At 71.9% G+C, this 19,265-nt stretch carries 19 protein-coding genes; 5 read left to right on the forward strand and 14 right to left on the reverse strand.

Features of this window, described 5'->3' with window-relative positions; translation table 11 throughout:
* Both CM1CMNOD_RS17500 and CM1CMNOD_RS24180 read left to right on the forward strand, forming a co-directional pair.
* On the forward strand, positions 1–205 hold a 205-nt coding region (locus CM1CMNOD_RS17500), incomplete at its 5' end, for a hypothetical protein (protein ID WP_131796721.1).
* Positions 202–609 (forward strand): type II toxin-antitoxin system VapC family toxin, encoded by a 408-nt coding sequence (locus tag CM1CMNOD_RS24180; protein ID WP_013874921.1) that lies wholly within the window; start codon positions 202–204, stop codon positions 607–609. The genes CM1CMNOD_RS17500 and CM1CMNOD_RS24180, both read left to right, overlap by 4 nt.
* Positions 610–666: 57 nt before the next feature.
* On the opposite strand, the gene CM1CMNOD_RS17510 is transcribed toward CM1CMNOD_RS24180, so the two are convergent.
* The 6 genes from CM1CMNOD_RS17510 to gatC all read right to left on the reverse strand — a co-directional run bounded on the left by CM1CMNOD_RS17510 (position 667) and on the right by gatC (position 7,066).
* Entirely contained in the window at positions 667–837 is a 171-nt protein-coding gene (locus tag CM1CMNOD_RS17510; RefSeq protein ID WP_237702848.1) for a hypothetical protein, read from the reverse strand.
* A gap of 280 nt (positions 838–1,117) precedes the next feature.
* Complete coding sequence (locus CM1CMNOD_RS17515; RefSeq protein ID WP_013874923.1) at positions 1,118–2,899, reverse strand: penicillin-binding transpeptidase domain-containing protein; 1,782 nt, start codon at positions 2,897–2,899, stop codon at positions 1,118–1,120.
* 270 nt (positions 2,900–3,169) lie between these two features.
* Entirely contained in the window at positions 3,170–4,657 is a 1,488-nt protein-coding gene (gene gatB, locus CM1CMNOD_RS17520) for an Asp-tRNA(Asn)/Glu-tRNA(Gln) amidotransferase subunit GatB (RefSeq protein ID WP_431307097.1), read from the reverse strand.
* 26 nt (positions 4,658–4,683) lie between these two features.
* Complete coding sequence (locus CM1CMNOD_RS22550) at positions 4,684–5,076, reverse strand: hypothetical protein (RefSeq protein ID WP_013874925.1); 393 nt, start codon at positions 5,074–5,076, stop codon at positions 4,684–4,686.
* 193 nt (positions 5,077–5,269) lie between these two features.
* Positions 5,270–6,757 (reverse strand): Asp-tRNA(Asn)/Glu-tRNA(Gln) amidotransferase subunit GatA, encoded by a 1,488-nt coding sequence (gene gatA / locus CM1CMNOD_RS17530; RefSeq protein WP_013874926.1) that lies wholly within the window; start codon positions 6,755–6,757, stop codon positions 5,270–5,272.
* A 12-nt stretch (positions 6,758–6,769) separates the two neighbouring features.
* A complete protein-coding gene (gatC, locus tag CM1CMNOD_RS17535; RefSeq protein WP_013874927.1) occupies positions 6,770–7,066 on the reverse strand; it encodes an Asp-tRNA(Asn)/Glu-tRNA(Gln) amidotransferase subunit GatC in 297 nt (98 codons plus the stop codon).
* A 269-nt stretch (positions 7,067–7,335) separates the two neighbouring features.
* Here gatC and gltX point away from each other — a divergent pair, with 269 nt between their 5' ends.
* Both gltX and CM1CMNOD_RS17545 read left to right on the forward strand, forming a co-directional pair.
* The gene (gltX, locus tag CM1CMNOD_RS17540) at positions 7,336–8,787 is read left to right on the forward strand and encodes a glutamate--tRNA ligase (RefSeq protein WP_043607041.1); all 1,452 of its coding nucleotides are present in this window, start codon (positions 7,336–7,338) and stop codon (positions 8,785–8,787) included.
* Positions 8,788–8,972: 185 nt separating this feature from the next.
* The gene (locus CM1CMNOD_RS17545; protein ID WP_013874929.1) at positions 8,973–9,701 is read left to right on the forward strand and encodes an ACT domain-containing protein; all 729 of its coding nucleotides are present in this window, start codon (positions 8,973–8,975) and stop codon (positions 9,699–9,701) included.
* A gap of 48 nt (positions 9,702–9,749) precedes the next feature.
* Here the strand turns inward: CM1CMNOD_RS17545 and ligA are convergent, their stop codons facing one another.
* From ligA to CM1CMNOD_RS17565, 4 genes are all read right to left on the reverse strand, one after another.
* Entirely contained in the window at positions 9,750–11,891 is a 2,142-nt protein-coding gene (ligA, locus tag CM1CMNOD_RS17550) for an NAD-dependent DNA ligase LigA (protein ID WP_013874930.1), read from the reverse strand.
* A complete protein-coding gene (locus tag CM1CMNOD_RS17555; RefSeq protein WP_013874931.1) occupies positions 11,888–12,916 on the reverse strand; it encodes a methionine synthase in 1,029 nt (342 codons plus the stop codon). Before CM1CMNOD_RS17555 ends, ligA begins: the two co-directional genes overlap by 4 nt.
* Positions 12,917–13,055: 139 nt before the next feature.
* Positions 13,056–14,111 (reverse strand): tRNA 2-thiouridine(34) synthase MnmA, encoded by a 1,056-nt coding sequence (mnmA, locus tag CM1CMNOD_RS17560; RefSeq protein WP_013874932.1) that lies wholly within the window; start codon positions 14,109–14,111, stop codon positions 13,056–13,058.
* A 5-nt stretch (positions 14,112–14,116) separates the two neighbouring features.
* Positions 14,117–15,304, reverse strand: a complete 1,188-nt coding sequence (locus CM1CMNOD_RS17565; RefSeq protein ID WP_013874933.1) for a cysteine desulfurase family protein — start codon at positions 15,302–15,304, stop codon at positions 14,117–14,119.
* A gap of 305 nt (positions 15,305–15,609) precedes the next feature.
* Between CM1CMNOD_RS17565 and CM1CMNOD_RS17570 the strand changes: the two genes are divergently transcribed.
* Entirely contained in the window at positions 15,610–17,082 is a 1,473-nt protein-coding gene (locus CM1CMNOD_RS17570; RefSeq protein ID WP_013874934.1) for an AAA family ATPase, read from the forward strand.
* Positions 17,083–17,117: 35 nt separating this feature from the next.
* Here the strand turns inward: CM1CMNOD_RS17570 and CM1CMNOD_RS17575 are convergent, their stop codons facing one another.
* The 4 genes from CM1CMNOD_RS17575 to CM1CMNOD_RS17590 all read right to left on the reverse strand — a co-directional run bounded on the left by CM1CMNOD_RS17575 (position 17,118) and on the right by CM1CMNOD_RS17590 (position 19,142).
* On the reverse strand, positions 17,118–17,582 hold the full coding sequence (locus CM1CMNOD_RS17575) for an NUDIX domain-containing protein (protein WP_013874935.1): 465 nt from the start codon (positions 17,580–17,582) through the stop codon (positions 17,118–17,120).
* A complete protein-coding gene (locus tag CM1CMNOD_RS17580) occupies positions 17,575–18,198 on the reverse strand; it encodes a GntR family transcriptional regulator (RefSeq protein ID WP_013874936.1) in 624 nt (207 codons plus the stop codon). Before CM1CMNOD_RS17580 ends, CM1CMNOD_RS17575 begins: the two co-directional genes overlap by 8 nt.
* Positions 18,195–18,503: a type II toxin-antitoxin system VapB family antitoxin gene (locus CM1CMNOD_RS23305; RefSeq protein ID WP_013874937.1), complete on the reverse strand. Its 309-nt coding sequence runs from the start codon at positions 18,501–18,503 to the stop codon at positions 18,195–18,197. Before CM1CMNOD_RS23305 ends, CM1CMNOD_RS17580 begins: the two co-directional genes overlap by 4 nt.
* Positions 18,504–18,635: 132 nt before the next feature.
* On the reverse strand, positions 18,636–19,142 hold the full coding sequence (locus tag CM1CMNOD_RS17590) for a MarR family winged helix-turn-helix transcriptional regulator (protein ID WP_013874938.1): 507 nt from the start codon (positions 19,140–19,142) through the stop codon (positions 18,636–18,638).
* Between the last annotated feature and the right edge of the window lie 123 nt (positions 19,143–19,265).

Below are 19,265 nucleotides of genomic sequence, written 5' to 3' on the forward strand. Positions count from 1 at the left end.
CCCGGTCGAAGTGACGCCAGGCGCACAGCCGGCTTCGCGCTGGCCGATCGACGGCATCCCCATCGAAGAGGTGTTCCGTAGTCAGGGTGTGCGGCCGGTCGGTTCACTCAGGGAGCTCGCCCACCCCGAGCTGTGGGACTCCGATGAGGACTACGAGAACTTCCTCGCCGACCTGTACGCTTCTCGACACTCGGACATCGGGTGAGCGTCCTCGTCATAGACACCGACGTCGCGTCGGCGATCTTACGAGGCCGAGTACCGGGACCGCTCGAGGCACGGCTTGCCGGACAGACACTGGCAGTCACATTTGTCACCGTCGGCGAGTTGACCAAATGGACGCTGGTCCGGAGCTGGGGATCTCACAGACTCGCTGTTCTCAACCATTTTCTTACCGCCCGGGTAGGGGTACTGCCCTACAACGCACCCGTAGCCAGAGCGTGGGGCGAACTCCAGGCTCGGGGGCAGATCCGCGGTCGGCCACGGCCGACAAACGACACATGGATCGCTGCCTGCTGTATTACAAGCGGACTGCCACTGGCCTCCCTCAATATCAAAGACTTTATCGACTTCGCCGAATATGACGGCCTCCAGCTTCTCCGGAACACATAGAGATCACCATCCTCGCAGAGGCAGCGCAAAGTCGGACGAGCCCGCTCCATCAGCCGTTCACAGGTTCTCGCCGATTCCGCCGACCGCGTCGATCTGTTCGGGTGTCAGCCCCGTGAGCAACGCCAGCCGAGATCGATTGGTGCCGTCCAGCAGTGCCATCACCTCCCGCATCCGGGCCCGGATCTCCTCACGTCGGATCTCCAGATACACCCTGACCGCCTCGGCCACAAGATCCTTCTTCGTCATGCCGAGGAAGTGGGCCTCGTCCGAGATCAGCCTGTCAGCCTCCGACGTCCCGAGTATCCCTAGGGTGCCTGAGGCAGCAGTACGGTCAGCCGCGGACTGCGGCGATCACTGGGAGGCGGACGGCGCAGGCCGCCAGCACGGCGCCCGTCAGCAGGCCGACCACGGTCGCCGCTACGATCCCCCGCCCCGCGCTGGACAACGGCAACGCCGCCTCGGGCGGACGCGGAACTCCGACGACACTGCCCCGGCAAGGCAGAGGCAGTCAGGGTGTGGTGTCGAGGTTCTGAAGGAAGTGGGCGGCTATGGGGGCGGCGGACTGGGCGCCGAAGCCGCCGTCCTCGACGATGACCGCGAAGGCGACGTCGCCGCGGTAGCCGACGAACCAGCCGTGGGTCGGCGGCGGGTTGCCGTCCTTGTACTCGGCGGTGCCGGTCTTGCCGTGCACCTCACCGGGGAAGGCGACGCTGGCCGCCGTCCCCTCGGTGACCACCAGTCGCATGAAGTCCCGCAGCGTCGGAACCACCGCCGCCGGCAGCGGGTTGCTCCGCGGCGCCGAGCCGCTCACGAACGGCTGGTGCCAGGTGCCGCTGGCGACCGCCGCGGCCACGCTGGCCATCTGCAGCGGGCTCGCGTTCACCTTGCCCTGGCCGAGGGCGTCCGAGGCCGATTCCACCGCGTCCTTCGGCGTCGGGAAGGAACCGCCGACGCTGGCTATCGGCAGCGGCCGGCTGCCGTCGAAACCGTAGAGCTTCGCGGCCTGCTCCAGCGCCGAGTCGGGCAGCGAGCCCTCCAGCCGGATGAACGCGGTGTTGCAGCTGTGGGCGAACGCCTCCCGCAACGGGATCACGCCGAACTCCTCGTTCTCGGCGTTGGCGAAGGTACGCCCGCCGACCGCCACCGTCTGGGTGCAGTCCAGCGGGGTGTTCGCGTCCTTCCCCGCGAGCAGGGCGGCGGTCGCCGTGACAATCTTGAAGGTGGATCCCGGCGGATAACGGCCGTTGATTGCCCGGCCGTACCCGTTGAGCGGGTGGTTCACCAGAGCGAGAACACCGCCGGTGCGCACGTCGACGGCCACCAGCGCGCCGGCGGGTTTGGACGCGGTCGCCATCGCGGCCTCGCCGGCACGCTGCACCTTCAGATCCAGCGTGGTCTCCACGTCCTTGCCGTCGGTCATCGGATACGACCGCAGCGTGTTGACAGTCTCGTTCCGCTCGTTGCGGACGGCCACCGTGCCGCCCTGCGGGGCAAGGACCGCGTCGTGGACGCGCTGCAGCCCCGACAGCGGAGCCACCTGGCCGACCAGGTTGCCGGCGAGCTCCGCGTCGCCGCTCAGCGGCTGGCCGTTGACATCGACCAGCTGGCCGCGTTTGCCCGTGGACGTCGTGCGGTCCAGCCGCAGGCCGGGTGCCGTCAGCGCGGGGTGGATCGCGTCCGGCCGGGCCTGGACCTTCCAGTCCTTCCCCTGCCGCGCGAGGTGCAGCACACCGTCATAGCTGTACGGCTCGGGGAAGCCGGCCAGGGTGAGCGACGCCGAGTAGCCGACCGTGGCGGTCGAACCCGTCCGCTCCAGCGCGCCCGGGACGACGCGGGCCCCGGTCACGTTCAGCCTGGTACGGGCGTCGACCATGGACGCGACGAGCTGGTCGACACCGATGCTCCCCGGCGCGGTCACCGCGGTCACGCCGGCCCTGCCCTGCTCCTGCGCGGCCGTGGGCGCGGCGCTGGGTCCGGCGCTGGCGGGCGCGGCGCTGGGCGCGGCCGTGCCCGTACCCGCGGCGCGGTCCGTGGCGGAGGTGGCCGTGTCACCGGACGAGGCGAGGCTCTGCCAGCTGGACAGGTACGCCTCCGCCGCGGCCGTCGCAGCCCTGTCCTGGGCGCGGTTGTCGCTGCGGACCTTCCACAGGTATCCGGCGCCGGATGCGGCGAGCAGCACGATGACGACGGCGAGGGCGATGAGCAGACGGGTGCGGCCACGGCCCCGCCGTGACGTCGAGGCGGTGAACCCGCTGGGAGTCAGAGGCACCTTGGTGTGCTCCTCCCCCATTGACGATCCCCCAGCGGCGGCCCCGCTGACGACAGACCGGGCCCGGCCGCCGTCGACGGCCGGGCTCCGGGCGTGGCACCAGCTTACGGAGGCCCGACGGGGGCCCGCCTGTCGACGCGCCGTGAACACAACGCGGACCGTAGGTAAGAACCGTTGCTATCACAGCGGTTTTCACCTACGGACGCGCAAGCTGTAGGTGAAAACCGGCGTGATAGTGACGTTTTCCACCTACGGCTTGCGGGTGACGAGCAGGCGGAGAAAGGGCGGCGGTTACTGGCCGAGGCGTTCCAGGAGGAGTTTGCGTACCGTGCCCGGGTCCGCCTGACCCTTCATGGCCTTCATGACCGCGCCGACCAGCGGGCCGACCGCGTTCAGCTTGCCGCCGCGCACCTTGTCGGCGATGGCCGGCTGGGCAGCGATGACCTTGTCGATCGCCTCGGCGAGCGCGCCGTCGTCCGATACGATCTTGAGGCCGCGACCGGCCACCACCTCGTCCGGCGTCCCCTCACCGGCGAGGACGCCGGTGATGACCGTGCGGGCGAGGGCGTCGGTCAGCTCGCCGTCAGCGATCATCTCCGTGATGCGGGCGACGTCGAACGGCCCGATCGTGAGGCCGATCGGAGGCACACCGGCGTCGGCGGCCCGGCGCGCGAGCTCGTTCAGCCACCACTTGCGGGCCGCCTCGGCCGTCGCTCCCGCCGCGACGGTCTCCTCGACCAGGTCGAGGACGCCGGCGTTGCGCATGTTCACGATGTCGGCGGGTGTGAAGCCGTGGTCGGCGGCGAGGCGCGCCCGGCGCTGCGCCGGCAGCTCCGGGATGGTCGCCCGGACGGCGTCGACGTACTCGTGGGTCAGCGCCAGCGGGGTGAGGTCCGGTTCGGGGAAGTACCGGTAGTCGGTCGCCTCCTCCTTGGAGCGGCCGGCCGACGTCGTCCCGGAGGCCTCGTCGAAGTGCCGGGTCTCCTGGACGACCTTCAGGCCCGCGTCCAGCCGGGTGGCCTGCCGGACGATCTCGTGCCGGATCGCCCGCTCCACCGAGCGCAGCGAGTTGAGGTTCTTGGTCTCCGACCGGGTGCCGTAGAGTGCGGCGGGTTCCCCCGGGGCGGTGCGTGGACGCAGCGACACGTTGGCGTCGCAGCGCAGCGAGCCCTGCTCCATCCGGACGTCGGAGACGGTCAGCGCCCGGCAGAGCTCACGCAGCTCGTCGACGTAGGCGCGGGCGACCTCGGGCGAGCGGATGTCCGGCTCGGTGACGATCTCGACCAGCGGTATGCCGGCCCGGTTGTAGTCGACCAGCGAGTGGGTGGCCCCGTGGATGCGCCCGGTGGCCCCGCCGACATGCAGGGACTTGCCGGTGTCCTCCTCCATGTGGACGCGGGTGATGCCGACCCGGTGGATCTTCCCGTCGGCCTCCACGTCGAGCCAGCCATTCTCGCACAGCGGCTCGTCGTACTGGCTGATCTGGAAGTTCTTCGGCATGTCCGGGTAGAAGTAGTTCTTGCGCGCGAAACGGCACCACGGTGAGATCGAGCAGTTGAGCGCCAGACCGATCATCACGGCGAACCGGACCGCGGCCTCGTTGACCACCGGCAGCGAGCCCGGCAGGCCCAGGCAGGTCGGGCACACCTGGGTGTTGGGCTCCGCTCCGAACGCGGTGGAACAGCCGCAGAACATCTTCGAGGCGGTGCCGAGCTCGACGTGCGTCTCCAGCCCGATCACCGGTTCGTAGCGGGCGACGGCGTCGTCGAAGGTGGGGATGGTGGCCGTCGTGGTGGCCGTGGGTGTCAACGCACGTGCTCCTGTTCAACCGCGTCCGTCTGTACCGAAGTGGGGCCGTGATCCGCGCCGGCCGGCCGCCGCGCCGCCCCCGCGGCCGGTGCCTGACCGGCGGCGGGCCGTGGCTGGCCGGCAGGCTGCTCCTGACCGGCGGGCCGTGCCTGGCCGGTGGGCCGCGTGTCGCCGGCGAGCTGCGTCTCGGTGCCGGGGCGTGGCTGGTGGACCCGGGTGTCACGCAGGTGGATCCGGGTGGCGAACACGGCCGCGCCGACGCCGAGGACGCCCCAGAGGATCAGGATGGGCGCCGACGCGACGACACCGAGTACAAGTGCGATGACGGTCAGCACCCAGGCTGCGACCAGCAGCACCCGGTCCTCACGTCTGCTACGTAGCGCAACCATCTTGAGCCTCCTTCTCGCCATCGTAGCCGGCCGACACACACGCGATCATGATCCTCCCCGGGCGAGCCCGGGATTCTGTCACGACACGCCTGGCGCGGGCACAGCCGACGCGAGCCCGTCCGTCACGACGCGGCTGACCCTGGTATGCCCGCCCTGGCGCGTCCGTCACAGGACATCCGTTCCGGCGCGTCGATCACAGGGGTGGGGCGTCATCGAGAAAGGGGCGGCCACGCCTGGCCTCCAGCGCCGCCTCCAGCGCGCCGCCGACCCGGTACAGCCGGTCGTCGGCGAACGCCGGCGCCATGATCTGGAATCCGACGGGGAGCCCGTCGGCGAGACCGACCGGCAGGCTCATCGCCGGCCCGCCGGCCAGGTTCGACGGGATCGTGCACAGGTCGGACAGGTACATCGACACCGGGTCGTCGACCTTCTCCCCCAGCCGGAACGCGACGGTGGGCGTGGTGGGCGAAACCAGCACGTCGACCCGCTCGTAGGCGGCGGCGAAGTCCTGGCTGATCAGCGTCCGGACCTTCTGGGCCTGGCCGTAGTAGGCGTCGTAGTAGCCCGACGACAGCGCGTACGTCCCCAGGATGATCCGCCGCTTGACCTCGGGACCGAAGCCGATGCCGCGGGTGCGGCTCATGACCTCCTCGGCGCTCGCCTCGCCGTCGTCGCCGACCCGCAGGCCGAACCGCATCGCGTCGAAACGGGCCAGGTTGGACGAGCACTCGCTCGGCGCGATCAGGTAGTAGGCGGGCAGCGCGTAGGTGAAGTGCGGGCAGCTGACCTCGACGACCTCGGCGCCAAGACCGACGAGCACCTCGAGGGTGTCGGAGAAACGCGCGCGCACCCCGATGTCGTAGCCGTCCCCGGACAGCTCGCGGACCACCCCGATGCGCACCCCGCGCAGGTCACGGCTGGCGGCGGCGGCCACCACGGGCGGCGGCGCGAGCTCCACGCTGGTGGTGTCCAGTGGGTCGTGGCCGGCGATGGCGGCGTGCAGCAGGGCGGCGTCGGTCACGGTGCGGGCCAGCGGGCCGGCCTGGTCCAGGGAGCTGGAGAAGGCGACCAGGCCGTAGCGGCTCACCCCCCCGTAGGTCGGCTTGACCCCGACCAGCCCGCACACCGCCGCCGGCTGGCGGATCGAGCCGCCGGTGTCGGTACCGAGCGCGATCGGCGTCTCGAACGCGGCCACCGCCGCCGCGCTGCCCCCGCTGCTGCCGCCGGGGATGCGGTCGGTGTCCCACGGGTTGCGGGTCGGGCCGTAAGCGGAGTTCTCCGTGGACGACCCCATCGCGAACTCGTCCATGTTGGCCTTGCCAATGATGATCACGCCGGCCGCGCGCAGCTTCGCCACGACGGTCGCGTCGTACGGTGGGTACCAGCCCTCCAGGATGCGGCTGCCGCAGGTCGTGGGCATCCCGCGGGCGGTGAAGACGTCCTTGAGCGCGAGCGGGACGCCCGCGAGCGGCCCGAGCGTCTCCCCCAGCGCCCGGCGCTGGTCGACGTCCCGGGCCGCGGCGAGGGCGCCGTCGGCGTCGACGTGCAGGAACGCGTTGATCCGGTCGTCGACCTTCGCGATCCGGTCGAGCGCGGCCTGGGTCACCTCCAGCGCGCTGAGCTCACCAGCGGCGATCGCGGCGGCGGTTCGGGCGGCGGAGAAGTGGATGACGTCGGTCACGGACAGGAACCCTCACTCGTCCATATCGAGGATGCGCGGCACCCGGAAGCGGCCGTCCTGCGTGGCGGGCGCGCCGGCGAGAGCGTCGGTGCGCGGCAGGGACGGACCGGTGATGTCGGCCCGGAACACGTTCGTCAGCGGGACGGCGTGCGTCGTCGGCGGGATGTCGCCGGCGGCCACCTCCGCGACCCGGGCGACCGCGCCGATGATCACATCGAGCTGGGGGGCGAGCGTGTCGAGTTCCTCCTCAGACAGCGCCAGCCGCGACAGGCGGGCGAGGTGCGCGACCTCGTCCCTGGTAATCGCCATACCGGTTACGACCCTCTGACTTCCCGATGACCTTCCGATCACCTCATGGCTTGCTGACCCGCGGTGGCCTGCTGACCCGCGTACGCGCCGACGGCGGACGGCGACGGACGGGAGCCGACCCCAGGCCGGCCCGCGTACGACCTGGCCCGCGTACGACGCTGTGGTCATCGTACGGTCCGACCCGTCCGATCGGCCTGTGGCGTGCCGGCCAGCGACGACTTCGTGTGCTCGGGCGATACGGTGCGAGGGTGGTCAGCGTCGTTCCCCGGCTGCGTTTCGCGCCGTCCCCGACCGGCATGTTCCATGTCGGCAACGCCCGGTCCCTGCTGCTGAACTGGGTGGTCGCCCGCCAGTCCGGCGGTTCGCTCGTGCTGCGGATCGAGGACACCGACGCCGCCCGCAGCCGCCCCGAGTGGACGCAGGGGATCATCGACGCGATGGCCTGGCTCGGCGTCGGGCCGGGCGAGTACGAAGGTCCCTACTTCCAGTCGGCGAACGCCACCGCGCACCGGGAGGCGATCGACCGGCTGCTCGCCGCCGGGCGCGCCTACTACTGCGACTGCTCGCGCGAGGACCTCCTCGCCCGGACCGGGGACAGCCACCGCGGCTACGACAGCTTCTGCCGCGACCGGGGGCTCGCCGCCGCCGAGGGCCGCGCCGTGCGCTTCCGGACGCCGGACGAGGGCGCGACGATCGTCGACGACCTGGTGCGCGGCAAGCCCGCGTTCGACAACGCCCTGCTGGAGGACTTCGTCATCGCCCGCGGGGACGGTTCGGCGACCTTCCTGCTGGCCAACGTCGTCGACGACGTGACCATGGGCATCACCCACGTCATCCGGGCCGAGGAGCACCTGTCCAACGCGCCCAAACAGCAACTGCTGTGGGAGGCCCTGGGCACCCCGCCGCCGGTGTGGGCGCACACGCCGATCCTGGTCAACGCCAAGCGGCAGAAGCTGTCCAAGCGGCGGGACAGGGTGGCGCTGGAGGACTTCCGCGCCGAGGGCTACCTGGCCGCGGCCATGCGCAACTACCTGATGCTGCTCGGCTGGGCGCCCTCGGGCGACCGGGAGATCGTCCCCTGGGAGGTCATCGAGAACGAGTTCCGGCTGGAGGAGGTCAACTCCGCCCCGGCGTTCTTCGACGTGACGAAGCTGCGCGCGTTCAACGGCGAGTACATCCGGGCGCTGACCGTCGAGGAGTTCGTCGCCGCCTGCCAGCCGTGGCTGACCGGGCCGTCCGCCCCGTGGGACGCCGACGCCTACGACCCGGAGGTGTTCGCGGCGGTCGCGCCGCTCGCGCAGACCCGGCTGGTGCTGCTGTCCGAGATCGTGCCGCTGGTGGACCTCCTCTTCCTCGACACCCCGGACATCGACGAGGCGGCGTGGGCGAAGGCCACGAAGGACCGGGACACCGCGGCCGCCCTGCTCACGGCCACCGTCGACGCCTACACCCGGCTGGCCGCCGAGGGCGGCGACGACGGGACGGACGGGGCGGGCGGCCAGGGTGAGCACGGCGGCCAGGGGTGGGACGCGGCGGCCCTCAAGGCGCGGCTGGAGGAGGTCGGTCTCGCCCACGGGCTGAAGCTGGGCAAGGCGCAGGCGCCGGTGCGGGTGGCGGTGACCGGCCGCTCGGTGGGGCTGCCGCTGTTCGAGACGCTCGCGGCCCTCGGCCCCCAGCGGACGCTCGCCCGCCTGCGCGCGGCCCTGGCCCGGCTCACCTGATCGGAGCCAGGCGTCCGGTACGGGGCACGGCTCCCGTTCTTCCCACTCCAAGGTGACGCAACGTGAACATCTGCGTGACTCACTGCCGGCCACAGCGACCCGGATACACTAGATGACCAGCACTGATACCTGCACGTGACGTTGTTGCCACCAAGCTGGCATGCACAGAATGCATCCTTGACCACATGTCGTACCTGCTACGCCTCGTCCTGCCGGACCGTCCCGGCGCCCTGGGCGCCGTCGCGACCGCCCTCGGCCAGGCCGGCATCGACATCGTCAGCCTGAGCGTGGTCGAGCGCGGCGCACGCGGCGCCGTGGACGATCTCGTCGTCGAACTGCCCCCGAACGGGCTGGCCGACACCGTGCTGACCGCGGCCTGCTCCGTGCCCGGGGTGAGCGTGGAGTCCCTGCGCCCGTACCCGGCCGGCGGGGTCGGGATCAGAGACGACCTGGACCTCGTCGAAGCGCTGACCGCCCGGCCCGACGACGCGCTCGCCGTCCTCACCGGGTTCGTCGGCGCGGTGTTCCACGCCGACTGGGCGGTGCTGCTCGAACGGGTCGCGCCCGGCGACATCCGGATCGTCGAATCCTCCGTCGGCGCCCCCGACCTCGGCGGTGACGAGCTGACCAGCCCGAAGAAGGTGCGCACCGAACTGCTGTCGCTGCCTCTGGACCGGGCACGCGGCCTCGGCGCGGACAGCGGTTGGTTCCCGCCGCGCTGGAGCGCGCTCGGCATGGAGCTCGCGGTAGCGCCGGTGGGTACTCCCCCGGGGGGCAGCTCCGAGCTGGCGGTGCTCGTCGGACGGCCCGGTGGCCCGCGCTTCCGCGCCTCCGAGGTCCAGCGCCTGGCCCATCTCGCCGGCATAGCCGCCACGATCGTGCGCAACCGCCACGCCTCGCCAGCCCCCACCTGACACCCGAACAACCATTCCGCCCCGGCCACCGGCGGGGCGTGGCTCGGGCTACCCGTCGGCTGGTTGCGGTGGGCCGTCGTCCGGTTCCGGCGGGAGCGCGAGCGGGGTTGCGGCCTGCGGCCCCTGCTCCAGCAGGACGGCGAAGCCGGCCTCGTCGAGGATCGACAGCTTCCAGGCGCGGGCCTTGTCGTACTTGCTCGCCCCCGGGTCGGCGCCGACCACCACGAAGGCCGTCTTCTTGCTCACCGAGGCGGTGACCTTGCCGCCGCGGGCCTGGACGGCCTCGGTGGCGGAGTCCCGGCTCCAGCCCGCCAGCGTCCCGGTGATCACGACGGTGACGCCGGTGAGCGGGCCGGGCCCGTCGTCCGCGCCGGCGTCGGCGAACCGCGCCCCACCGGAACGGATCCGTTCCAGGATGTCCTGGTGGCGCGGGTCGGCGAACCAGTCCACCACGGAGGCGGCGATGGTCGGACCCACGCCGTCGACGGCGGCCAGCGTCTCGGTGGACGCGGCGGCGATGGCGTCCACCGAGCGCATCTCGCGGGCCAGTGCTCGGGCCGCGCTCGGGCCCACGTGCCGGATGGACAGCCCGACCAGCAGCCGCCACAGCGGCTGCTGCCGGGCCGCTTCCACCCCGCGCAGAATCTGGTCGATCTTCTTCTTGGCGAAGCCGCGCAACTCGGCGAACGACTCGGCGGTGAGGTGGAAGACGTCGCCGACGTCGCGTACCCGGCCGGCCTCCAGCAGGGCGGTCGCCGTCTCGTAGCCGAAGCCGTCGATGTCCAGGGCGCCGCGAGAGGCGAAGTGGAACAGCGACTCGCGCAGTTGCGCCGGGCACGAGACGGTGTTCGGGCAGCGGACGTCGACCTCGCCCTCGGGACGCACCAGCTCGGTGCCGCACTCCGGGCAGTGGGTGGGCATCACGAAGGCGCGTTCGGAACCGTCCCGCAGGTCCACGACCGGGCCGACGATCTCCGGGATCACGTCCCCGGCCTTGCGCAGGACGACGGTGTCGCCGATCAGCACGCCCTTGCGTTCGACCTGGTCGGCGTTGTGCAGGGTGGCCAGGGCGACGGTGGAGCCGGCGACCCTGACCGGCTCCAGGCGGCCGAACGGGGTGACCCGCCCCGTGCGGCCCACGTTGACCTCGATGCCCAGCAGCCTGGTGGTGACCTCCTCGGGCGGGTACTTGTAGGCCACCGCCCAGCGCGGGGACTTCGACGTGGCGCCGAGGCGGCGTTGCAGGCCGAAGGCGTCGACCTTCACCACCACACCGTCGATCTCGTGCTCGACGTCGTGGCGGTGCTCCCCCCACCGGCGGACGAATGCCTCGACCTCGGCGACGCTCGCCAGCACCTCGTGGTGCCGGGAGACCGGCAGGCCGAGCTCGGCCATCCGCTGGTACGCATCGGACTGGGAGGTGACGTCGAAGCCGCGGTGGGCACCGAGTCCATGCATGATCATGGACAGTGGGCGGCCGGCGGTGACCCGCGGGTCCTTCTGCCGCAGGGAGCCGGCGGCGGCGTTGCGCGGGTTGGCGAACGGTTTGTCGCCAGCGGCGACCAGCGTGGCGTTGAGTTCGGTGAAGGCCGCCGTCGGGAAGAAGACCTCGCCGCGGACCTCCAGCAGCTCGGGCACGCTCCCACCGCGCAGCCGGCCCGGCACCGCCGCGAGGGTCCGGATGTTCGGGGTGACGTCCTCTCCCGTCCGCCCGTCGCCGCGGGTGGCCGCGCGCGCCAGGTAGCCGTCCTCGTAGACCAGGTCGACCGCGAGACCATCGATCTTCAGCTCGCACAGCCAGGCGTCCACCTCGGCCTCCCGGGTGACGCGGGCGGCCCACGCCTCGAACTCCACCTCCGTGAAGACGTTGTCCAGCGAGAGCAGCCGCTCCAGGTGCTCCACCGGGGTGAACAGCGTCGAGATGGTGCCGGCGACCTTCTGGGTCGGCGAGTCCGGCGTGCGCAGACCCGGATAGCGGGTCTCGAGCTGCGTCAGCTCGGCCATGAGCTGGTCGTACTCGGCGTCGGAGACGGTCGGGGAATCCAGGACGTAGTAGCGGAAGGCGTGTTCGCCCAGCTCCCGGGCCAGCTCCGCCGCCCGCGCCCGCGCCTGTGCCGGGATCTCGTCGACCGCCGACGCGTCGGCCGCGTCCGCGGGGGCGTCCGGGCTGGAGGTGTCGAGCGGGCTCATACCGACCCGTCCGCCAGGGCCCGGCCCGCCTCGCGGCAGCGTCGCAGCGCCACCCTCGCATAGCCGGGCGTCGCACCCGCGAGACCACAGGTGGGAGTCACCACGACCACCTCCCGAAGCTGCTCCGGGGCGAACCCCAGCCGCCGCCACATCGACCGGACGGGCTCGACGGTACGACAGACGTCCGACAGCTCTGACAGTTCCACGTCCCGCGCCGGCACCACCCCGGCCATCAGCGTGACCCCGGCCTCGACGGCCTCGCCGATGGCGTCGTCGTCGGCGGGGGTCAGCAAGGTCGCGTCCAGCCCGACGAAGGCGGCTCCCGCCTGCCGCAGCAGCCCCACCGGCGGCTTGGACGCGCAGCAGTGCACCCCGGTGGGCACCCCGGTGGCGGCCAGCAGCGTCCGCAGCCGGTCGACGACGACGCCCTCCTCCACCGCCGGGAGCACCCCGAAGCCGCTGGGCGTGCGGACCTCGCCTGCGAGCACCGCCGGCAGGGAGGGCTCGTCGACCTGCACGATCAGGCGGGCGCCGGGTACGGCCAGGGCGATGTCGGCGAGGTGGCCGGCAAGCCCCTCGACCAGGGCCTCGGCGATGTCGCGGCTGGCGCCGGCGTCCCGGAGGGCCTTGTGCCCGCGGGGCAGTTCGACGGTGGCGGCGAGCGTCCACGGGCCGGCGACGGCGACCTTCAGCGGCCCGGTGTAGCCGGCGGCAACCTCGCTGAGCGCGTCGAGGTCGCGGGCGAGCAGGTCCCGGGTGCGGCGCAGGTCGACCCCGGGACGCGGCACCAGCCGCCACCCGGACGGCTGCAGGTCGACCGGGGTGTCCGCGAGCAGGCCCGCGGAGCGTCCGATCATGTCGGCGCCGGCGCCGCGGGCCGGCAGCTCGGGCAGGTGCGGCAGGTCGGGCAGCTCGTCGAAGACCAGCCGGCACGCCTCGACGGGGTCGATCCCCGGCAGCGACCCGACCCCGGTCGCCGTCCCCGGCTCCCACGGCCGGCCGCCGGCGGGTGTGATGTCAGGCATGGTGGTGAATGCTGTCACGGGCTCGTCAACATCTCGGAATCACCGTCCGTGGGAAAGCAGGTGTCGAAGCGGATGCCAGGGAGCGCGCCAGGGCCGGTTGGGCCCCGCGGCACCCGGGCGCGCGGTACCCGGCCCCCGGTCAGCGCCCGAGGCGGATGACATGGCCGCCGCCGAGGACGCGGTCACCGTCGTAGAGGACGACGGCCTGGCCGGGGGCGGTGCCGCGCAGCGGCTCGTCCAGGGTCACCCGCAGTTCGTCGCCGACGCCCTCGGCGATGGCCGGCACCGCCCGCCCGTGCGCCCGGACCTGCGCCGCGCAGACCACCGGCCCCTCGTACGGCCAGACCGCCCGGTCGGCCACCAGGTGGGAGACGTCGAGTGCCTCGGCCGGGCCGACCGTCACCGTCCGGGTCACCGGGGAGATGTCGAGGACGTAGCGTGGCCTGCCGTCGGGCGCGGGCCGGCCCAGGCGCAGGCCGCGGCGCTGGCCGATCGTGAACGCGAAGGCCCCGTCGTGCTCCGCCAGCGTCTCGCCGGTGGCCGCGTCCACCACCGGCCCGGGCTGCGTGCCGAGCCGGTCCCGCAGCCAGCGGCCGGTGTCACCGTCTGCGATGAAGCAGATGTCGTGGCTGTCGGGCTTGTCCGCGACCGCGAGGCCGCGGCGGGCGGCCTCGGCACGGACCTCGGTCTTCGTCGTGTCCCCCAGTGGGAAGATCGCGTGGGCGAGCTGGTCGGGGCGCAGCGTCCCCAGCACGTAGGACTGGTCCTTGCCAGGGTCGACCGAACGGCGCAGCACCGCCCCGGAAAGCTGCGCGTGATGGCCGGTGACCACCGCGTCGAAACCCAGGGCCAGCGCCCGCTCCAGCACCGCCGCGAACTTGATCCGCTCGTTGCAGCGCACGCACGGGTTGGGCGTCCGGCCGGCCTCGTAGGCGGCGACGAACTCGTCGATGACGTCATGCTCGAAGCGGTCGGCGAGATCCCACACGTAGAAGGGGATTCCGAGGACGTCGGCGGCGCGGCGGGCATCCCGGGCGTCCTCGACGGTGCAGCAGCCACGGGCGCCGGTGCGGTGCGAATCGGGCGACTTCGACAGGGCCAGGTGCACGCCTGTCACGTCGTGGCCGGCGTCCACCGCGCGGGCCGCCGCCACCGCCGAGTCGACGCCCCCGGACATCGCCGCAAGCACACGCATCCCGCTCACCCCCCGGACAGCCCGGCGAGCGCCCCCGCCCGGCGCGCCCGGCCGACCACCGGCATGATCACGCGGACCAGGGCGTCGACGTCCGCCGCGGTGGACGTCCGCCCCAGCGAGAAGCGCAGCGAGCCGCGGGCACGGGCCTCGTCGACGCCCATGGCCAGCAACACGTGGGACGGCTGGGCCACTCCCGCGGAGCAGGCCGACCCCGTCGAGCACTCGATCCCGTGGGCGTCGAGCAGCAGCAGCAGCGAGTCGCCTTCGCAGCCCCGGAAGGTCAGATGGGCGATGCCGGGCAGGCGGCCGGGGCCGGCGGGCGCTCCGTTGGCCACCGCGTCCGGCACCGAGGCGAGCACCCGGGCAACCAGGTCGTCGCGCAGGGCTGCCAGCCGCACCGACTCGGCCGGCTGCTCGGCGACCGCCGCCGACGCCGCCGCCGCGAAGGCGGCCACCCCCGGGGTGTCCAGGGTGCCCGAGCGGACGTCGCGCTCCTGCCCGCCGCCGTGGGTCAGCGGCGCCAGCGTCAGCCCCCGGCGTACCAGCAGCGCGCCCATGCCGATCGGGCCGCCGAGCTTGTGCGCGCTGACCGTCAGCGCGTCCGCGCCGCTGTCCTCGAACGACACCGGGATCGACCCGACAGCCTGGACGGCGTCGGTGTGGAACGCGATCCCGTACCGGTGCGCGACCGCGGCGAGTTCCGCGATCGGCGAGACCGTCCCGACCTCGTTGTTCGCCCACATCACGCTGACCAGGGCGACGCTGTCGGGATCCCGCGCGATCGCCGCGGCGAGGACGTCGGGGCGCACCATTCCGGTGGCGTCCACCGGAAGCAGTTCGACCTGGGCGTCCTGCGCCTCGGCGAGCCAGATCACGGCGTCGAGGATGGCCCGGTGCTCGACCGCGCTGACGAGCACCCGGTGCCGGCGCGGCTCGGCGGCGCGGCGGGCCCAGTACAGCCCCTTGATGGCCAGGTTGTCGCTCTCGGTGCCGCCGGCGGTGAAGACCACCTCGGACGGGCGGGCGCGCAGCGCGGCGGCCAGGGCCTCACGCGACTCTTCAACCACCCTACGTGCACGACGGCCGCTGGCGTGCAGCGACGACGCGTTCCCGCCGTCCGCGAGCGCCGCGTTGTAGGCGGCCACAGCCTCCGGACGCATCGGCGTGGTCGCCGCATGGTCGAGGTAGGTCACATCACCGAGGATATCCGCGCCCGCCGGCGATACCCGCCCGACGCCCGCAGTCCGCAACCCGACGCCCCGGCCAGCGACGACCGACCAACGGCGGCGGGCTGCACCGAACCGTCGCCCTCCGAATATCACCGCCAGCCCGTCAAGCGCATCTAGAAAAGCGCGCTATCCCCTCAGGGACGGTCGTACACAGCCGAAAATCATGGCTTCCACCTGTGGTTTTCTAGTATAAGTACGTTTCATAAAAGCGTGGTTACACTAGAACACAGACCTTGGAGGCGCCTCGGACGCCGGGATGGATGGTGCGGATGGAGCGGCCGGTGGACATGTTCGACCGGGAGGAGGAGTGGGCGGCGCTCGCGAGCTTCTGTGAGGACCAGGCGCCGGGCGCGACGCTGGGCGTGGTCACCGGCCGCCGGCGGCAGGGAAAGTCGTTCCTGCTCGAAGCCGCGTGCGAGCAGACCAGCGGCCTTTACCACCAGGCGCTCGAAGGGACCGCCGTGGACTCCTTGCGGCTGTTCGGCGCGCGCTTCGCCGAGCACGTCGGCGCCGCCGCTCCGCTGGCGTTCGGCTCCTGGACCGAGGCGGTCGACGCCATACTGGGGCTGGGCCGGCAGGCTCCGGCCACCGTCGTCATCGACGAGTTCCCCTATCTGGTCAAGGCCGCGCCACAGCTGCCCTCGGTACTCCAGGCGGCGTTCGGCCCGCGCCGTCCCGAACGGACCGGCTCGCGAACACGGCTGATCCTGTGCGGCTCCGCGCTCACGGTCATGGGCCGTCTGCTCGCCGACCCGGCGCCGCTGCGCGGCCGGGCGGCGATGGAACTGCTCGTGCCCTCGCTGGACTTCCGGCTGGCCCGGGAGTTCTGGGGCATCGACGACCACCGGCTCGCGGCGCGGGCGCACGCCGTCGTGGGTGGGACGCCGGCCTACCGGGACTTCGCCCGCGGGGACAGCCCGCGCGGCATCGACGACTTCGACGCCTGGGTGGTCAGAACGGTCCTCAACCGCAACTCGCCGCTGTTCCGCGAGGCGCGCTACCTGCTCGCGGAGGAGCCCGACCTGCGCGACCCCGGCCTGTACAGCTCGGTGCTGGCAGCCGTGGCCACCGGCGCCGTCACCCGCGGCGCGATCGCGAACGCGGTCGGCCGGCCGACGGGCGACCTCGCGCACCCCCTGACCGTACTGGCCGACGCCGGCTTCCTGGTCAAGGCGGACGACCTGCTGCGCGACCGGCGGCCGGTGTGGCGGATCGCCGAGCCGCTGATCGCCTTTTACCACGCCGTCATGCGGCCGGTCTTCGGCCGGCTCGAGGCGCGCGGGCAGGCGGCCAGGACCTGGCCGGGCCGGCGCGCCACGTTCGCATCCCAGGTTCTCGGGCCCAACTTCGAGGAGATCTGCCGGACCTGGGTGGCGCTGTACACCGGCCCGGCGACGCTCGGCACCGACGACCTCGGCGACATCGGCCATGGCACCATCCACGACCACGAACAACGGGCGGCGATGGAGCTCGACGTCGTCGCGCTCGGCCCGGCCGACGGCAAGCGCCGCCGGCTCGTCGCCGTCGGCGAGGCCAAATGGGGCGTCGAGCTGGGCCTTGAGCATCTGAACAGACTGCGACGCGCCCGCACGCTCATCGAACGGACGGGCGGCCTGGACGTGACCGGCACCCGCCTCCTGCTGTTCTCCGCCACCGGCTTCACCGACGACCTACGCGCCGCCGCCGATTCCACCCCCGACATCGTCCTCATAGACCTCCACCGCCTCTACGAAGGCGACTGAAACTACGAACGGGGCTGGGTGGGCTTGTGCCGCGCCTAGATCGTGGTGCCGTGTTCGAGGTAGGTGGGACGCTCGGAGGAGCGGACAGTGATGGCCGCCAGGACGCGGCGGCTCAGGCGCGGCGGAAGCACGGAGGGTAGTTCCTCGGCTGCGGAGAACCGCCAGCCTGTCAGCTCCTCGGCTTGTAGCGCGATCCGCTGTCGCCATCGCTCGGCGAGTACTCCGCCGTCGAACAAGAAAAGGATCTTGTCGCCTTCCTGTTCGGAAGGTGCCCAGTCGACGACGAGTAGGCCACCGATCGGTGGTTCGATACCAAGTTCCTCGCGGACTTCCCGAATGCAGGCGGCGTGGGGGGACTCGCCGGGTTCGACGTAGCCTCCGGGTACTTCGAGTCCTTGCTTGTAGGAGGGGTCGACGAGCAGGACTCGACTGTCTTCGTCGAAGAACAGCACGCCGGCCGCCACGCGAGGCGTGGCCGTGGGCGGGGCTGCGTCATTCATAGCGGTAGACCACCGGGCTTCGGTCGGAGCGGATGGCTCTGCGGGTCACTTCCAGTACCCGGTCGTCCTGGTTATAGCAGCGGCGCCAGATCAACAGGACGTGTTGACCGTCCGGCAGGCCGAGACGCGACCTTTCGTCAGCCGTGGCGGGGCGTTCGGTGACTGTGTCTTCCCAGCGCAGGACGTGGCCGGCGTCGGTCATCCGCGAGTACATACCGCCAGGACCCGTACTGAGTTCCCGAAGGATCGGAAGCTGCTCGGTAACCGCCGGGGAGAACCAGGTCACGGCGACCTGTAGCGGTTGGCGCTCGCCGTCGACGAGTTGACCCTGTGTGCGGAAGCGTTCGAGGACGGTCGTTCCGACGGGCACGGCGAGCCACGGGGCGACTTCCGCTGTCGCTTCGACGTCGCGGATGGTCGTCTCGGTGAAGGGCTCGGCACCAGCCTCGACGACGCTGAGCGGGAAGCCTCTCCAGGTGCCTTCCTGCCGCGTGACGTCGGCGGCCTGCCGTGCGATGCCTGTCCGCTTGCTCACGATCGCGCCACGGCTCGGCACGAGTTCGATCAGGTCTCGCTCGGCAAGCATCGCGAGCGCGCGGCGGACGGTCGAAATCACGACGCCGTGTTGTTCGGCGATCGAGGCCCAAGTTTGCGACCGGGTTCGCGCATGGCTGTCTGGTCTTGGACGAGCAAGACGCTGGCGGAGCTCGGCACGAAATCCGGTCGGAGTTCGGTCATGTCCGTATCCCAGCCTGTGCCCTCCATGGCCAGGGCCCGGCGCCGGAAGTCGGCCCGGCCGATGAGATGCCGCAAGGCGAGATCGACGATTTCGCGCCGGGTGTTCACCCCGAAGAGGCGCATGGCCTCTTCGATCAACTCGTCATCGACAGCGATGCTGGCCCGCACATCCTTCAGGATCATTAACCTGCACAGCTCCGCGCATTTTGCTTATCAGCAGATCCACGAGTAACGGTACGCGACGCCGTGGATCGTGACAAGCACGATACGTCCAGTCAGAAGTGGTCACGCAGTGGCCGGCCGGGGGCCGGCAGGTCAGAAGTCGCCGGCGCGGCTGCGGAACTCCCGGAGGATGTCGACGAGCGGACCGACCTGCTCGGGCGGGAAGCCCGGGTCGGCGAACAGGCGCCGGTTGAGTTCGACGGTGGCCGTGGTCGCCACCTCCCGGCCGGCTGCCGTGATCTCGGCCAGGGTCGTGCGCCGGTCCGTGGGATGCGGGATGCGGCGGACCAGGCCCTGCGAGGACAGCCGGTCGACCGCGCTGGTCACACTCGTCGGATGCACCTGCAGGCGATTGCCGACCTTGCTCATCGGCAGGGAGCCGGCCCGGCTGAACAGCAGCAGCACGAGCAGCTCGTAGCGGGCGAAGGTCAGCTCGAAGGGGCGCAGCACCTCGTCCGCCCGGGCCAGGATGATCTGCTGGGCGCGCATCACGGACGTGACGGCCGCCATGCCGTCAGCCGCCTCGGCCCATCCGTGCGCCGTCCACTGCTTGCGCGCCTCCTCGATGGGGTCGAACGGCAGAGGTTTGGGAAAGGACACGGGCGGACGGCTCCTCCACGACGTGGCCGGTCGGCCGGGAACAACACGGGCCTTGTTCCCCGTGCCGCCGCGGGCCCATGGGAAACGTGGGCCTCCCGGACCCCTGTCGGAGACCTGCCGCGT

This window comes from Protofrankia symbiont of Coriaria myrtifolia, from assembly GCF_900634755.1.
Classification (GTDB): Bacteria; Actinomycetota; Actinomycetes; order Frankiales; family Frankiaceae; genus Protofrankia; species Protofrankia coriariae.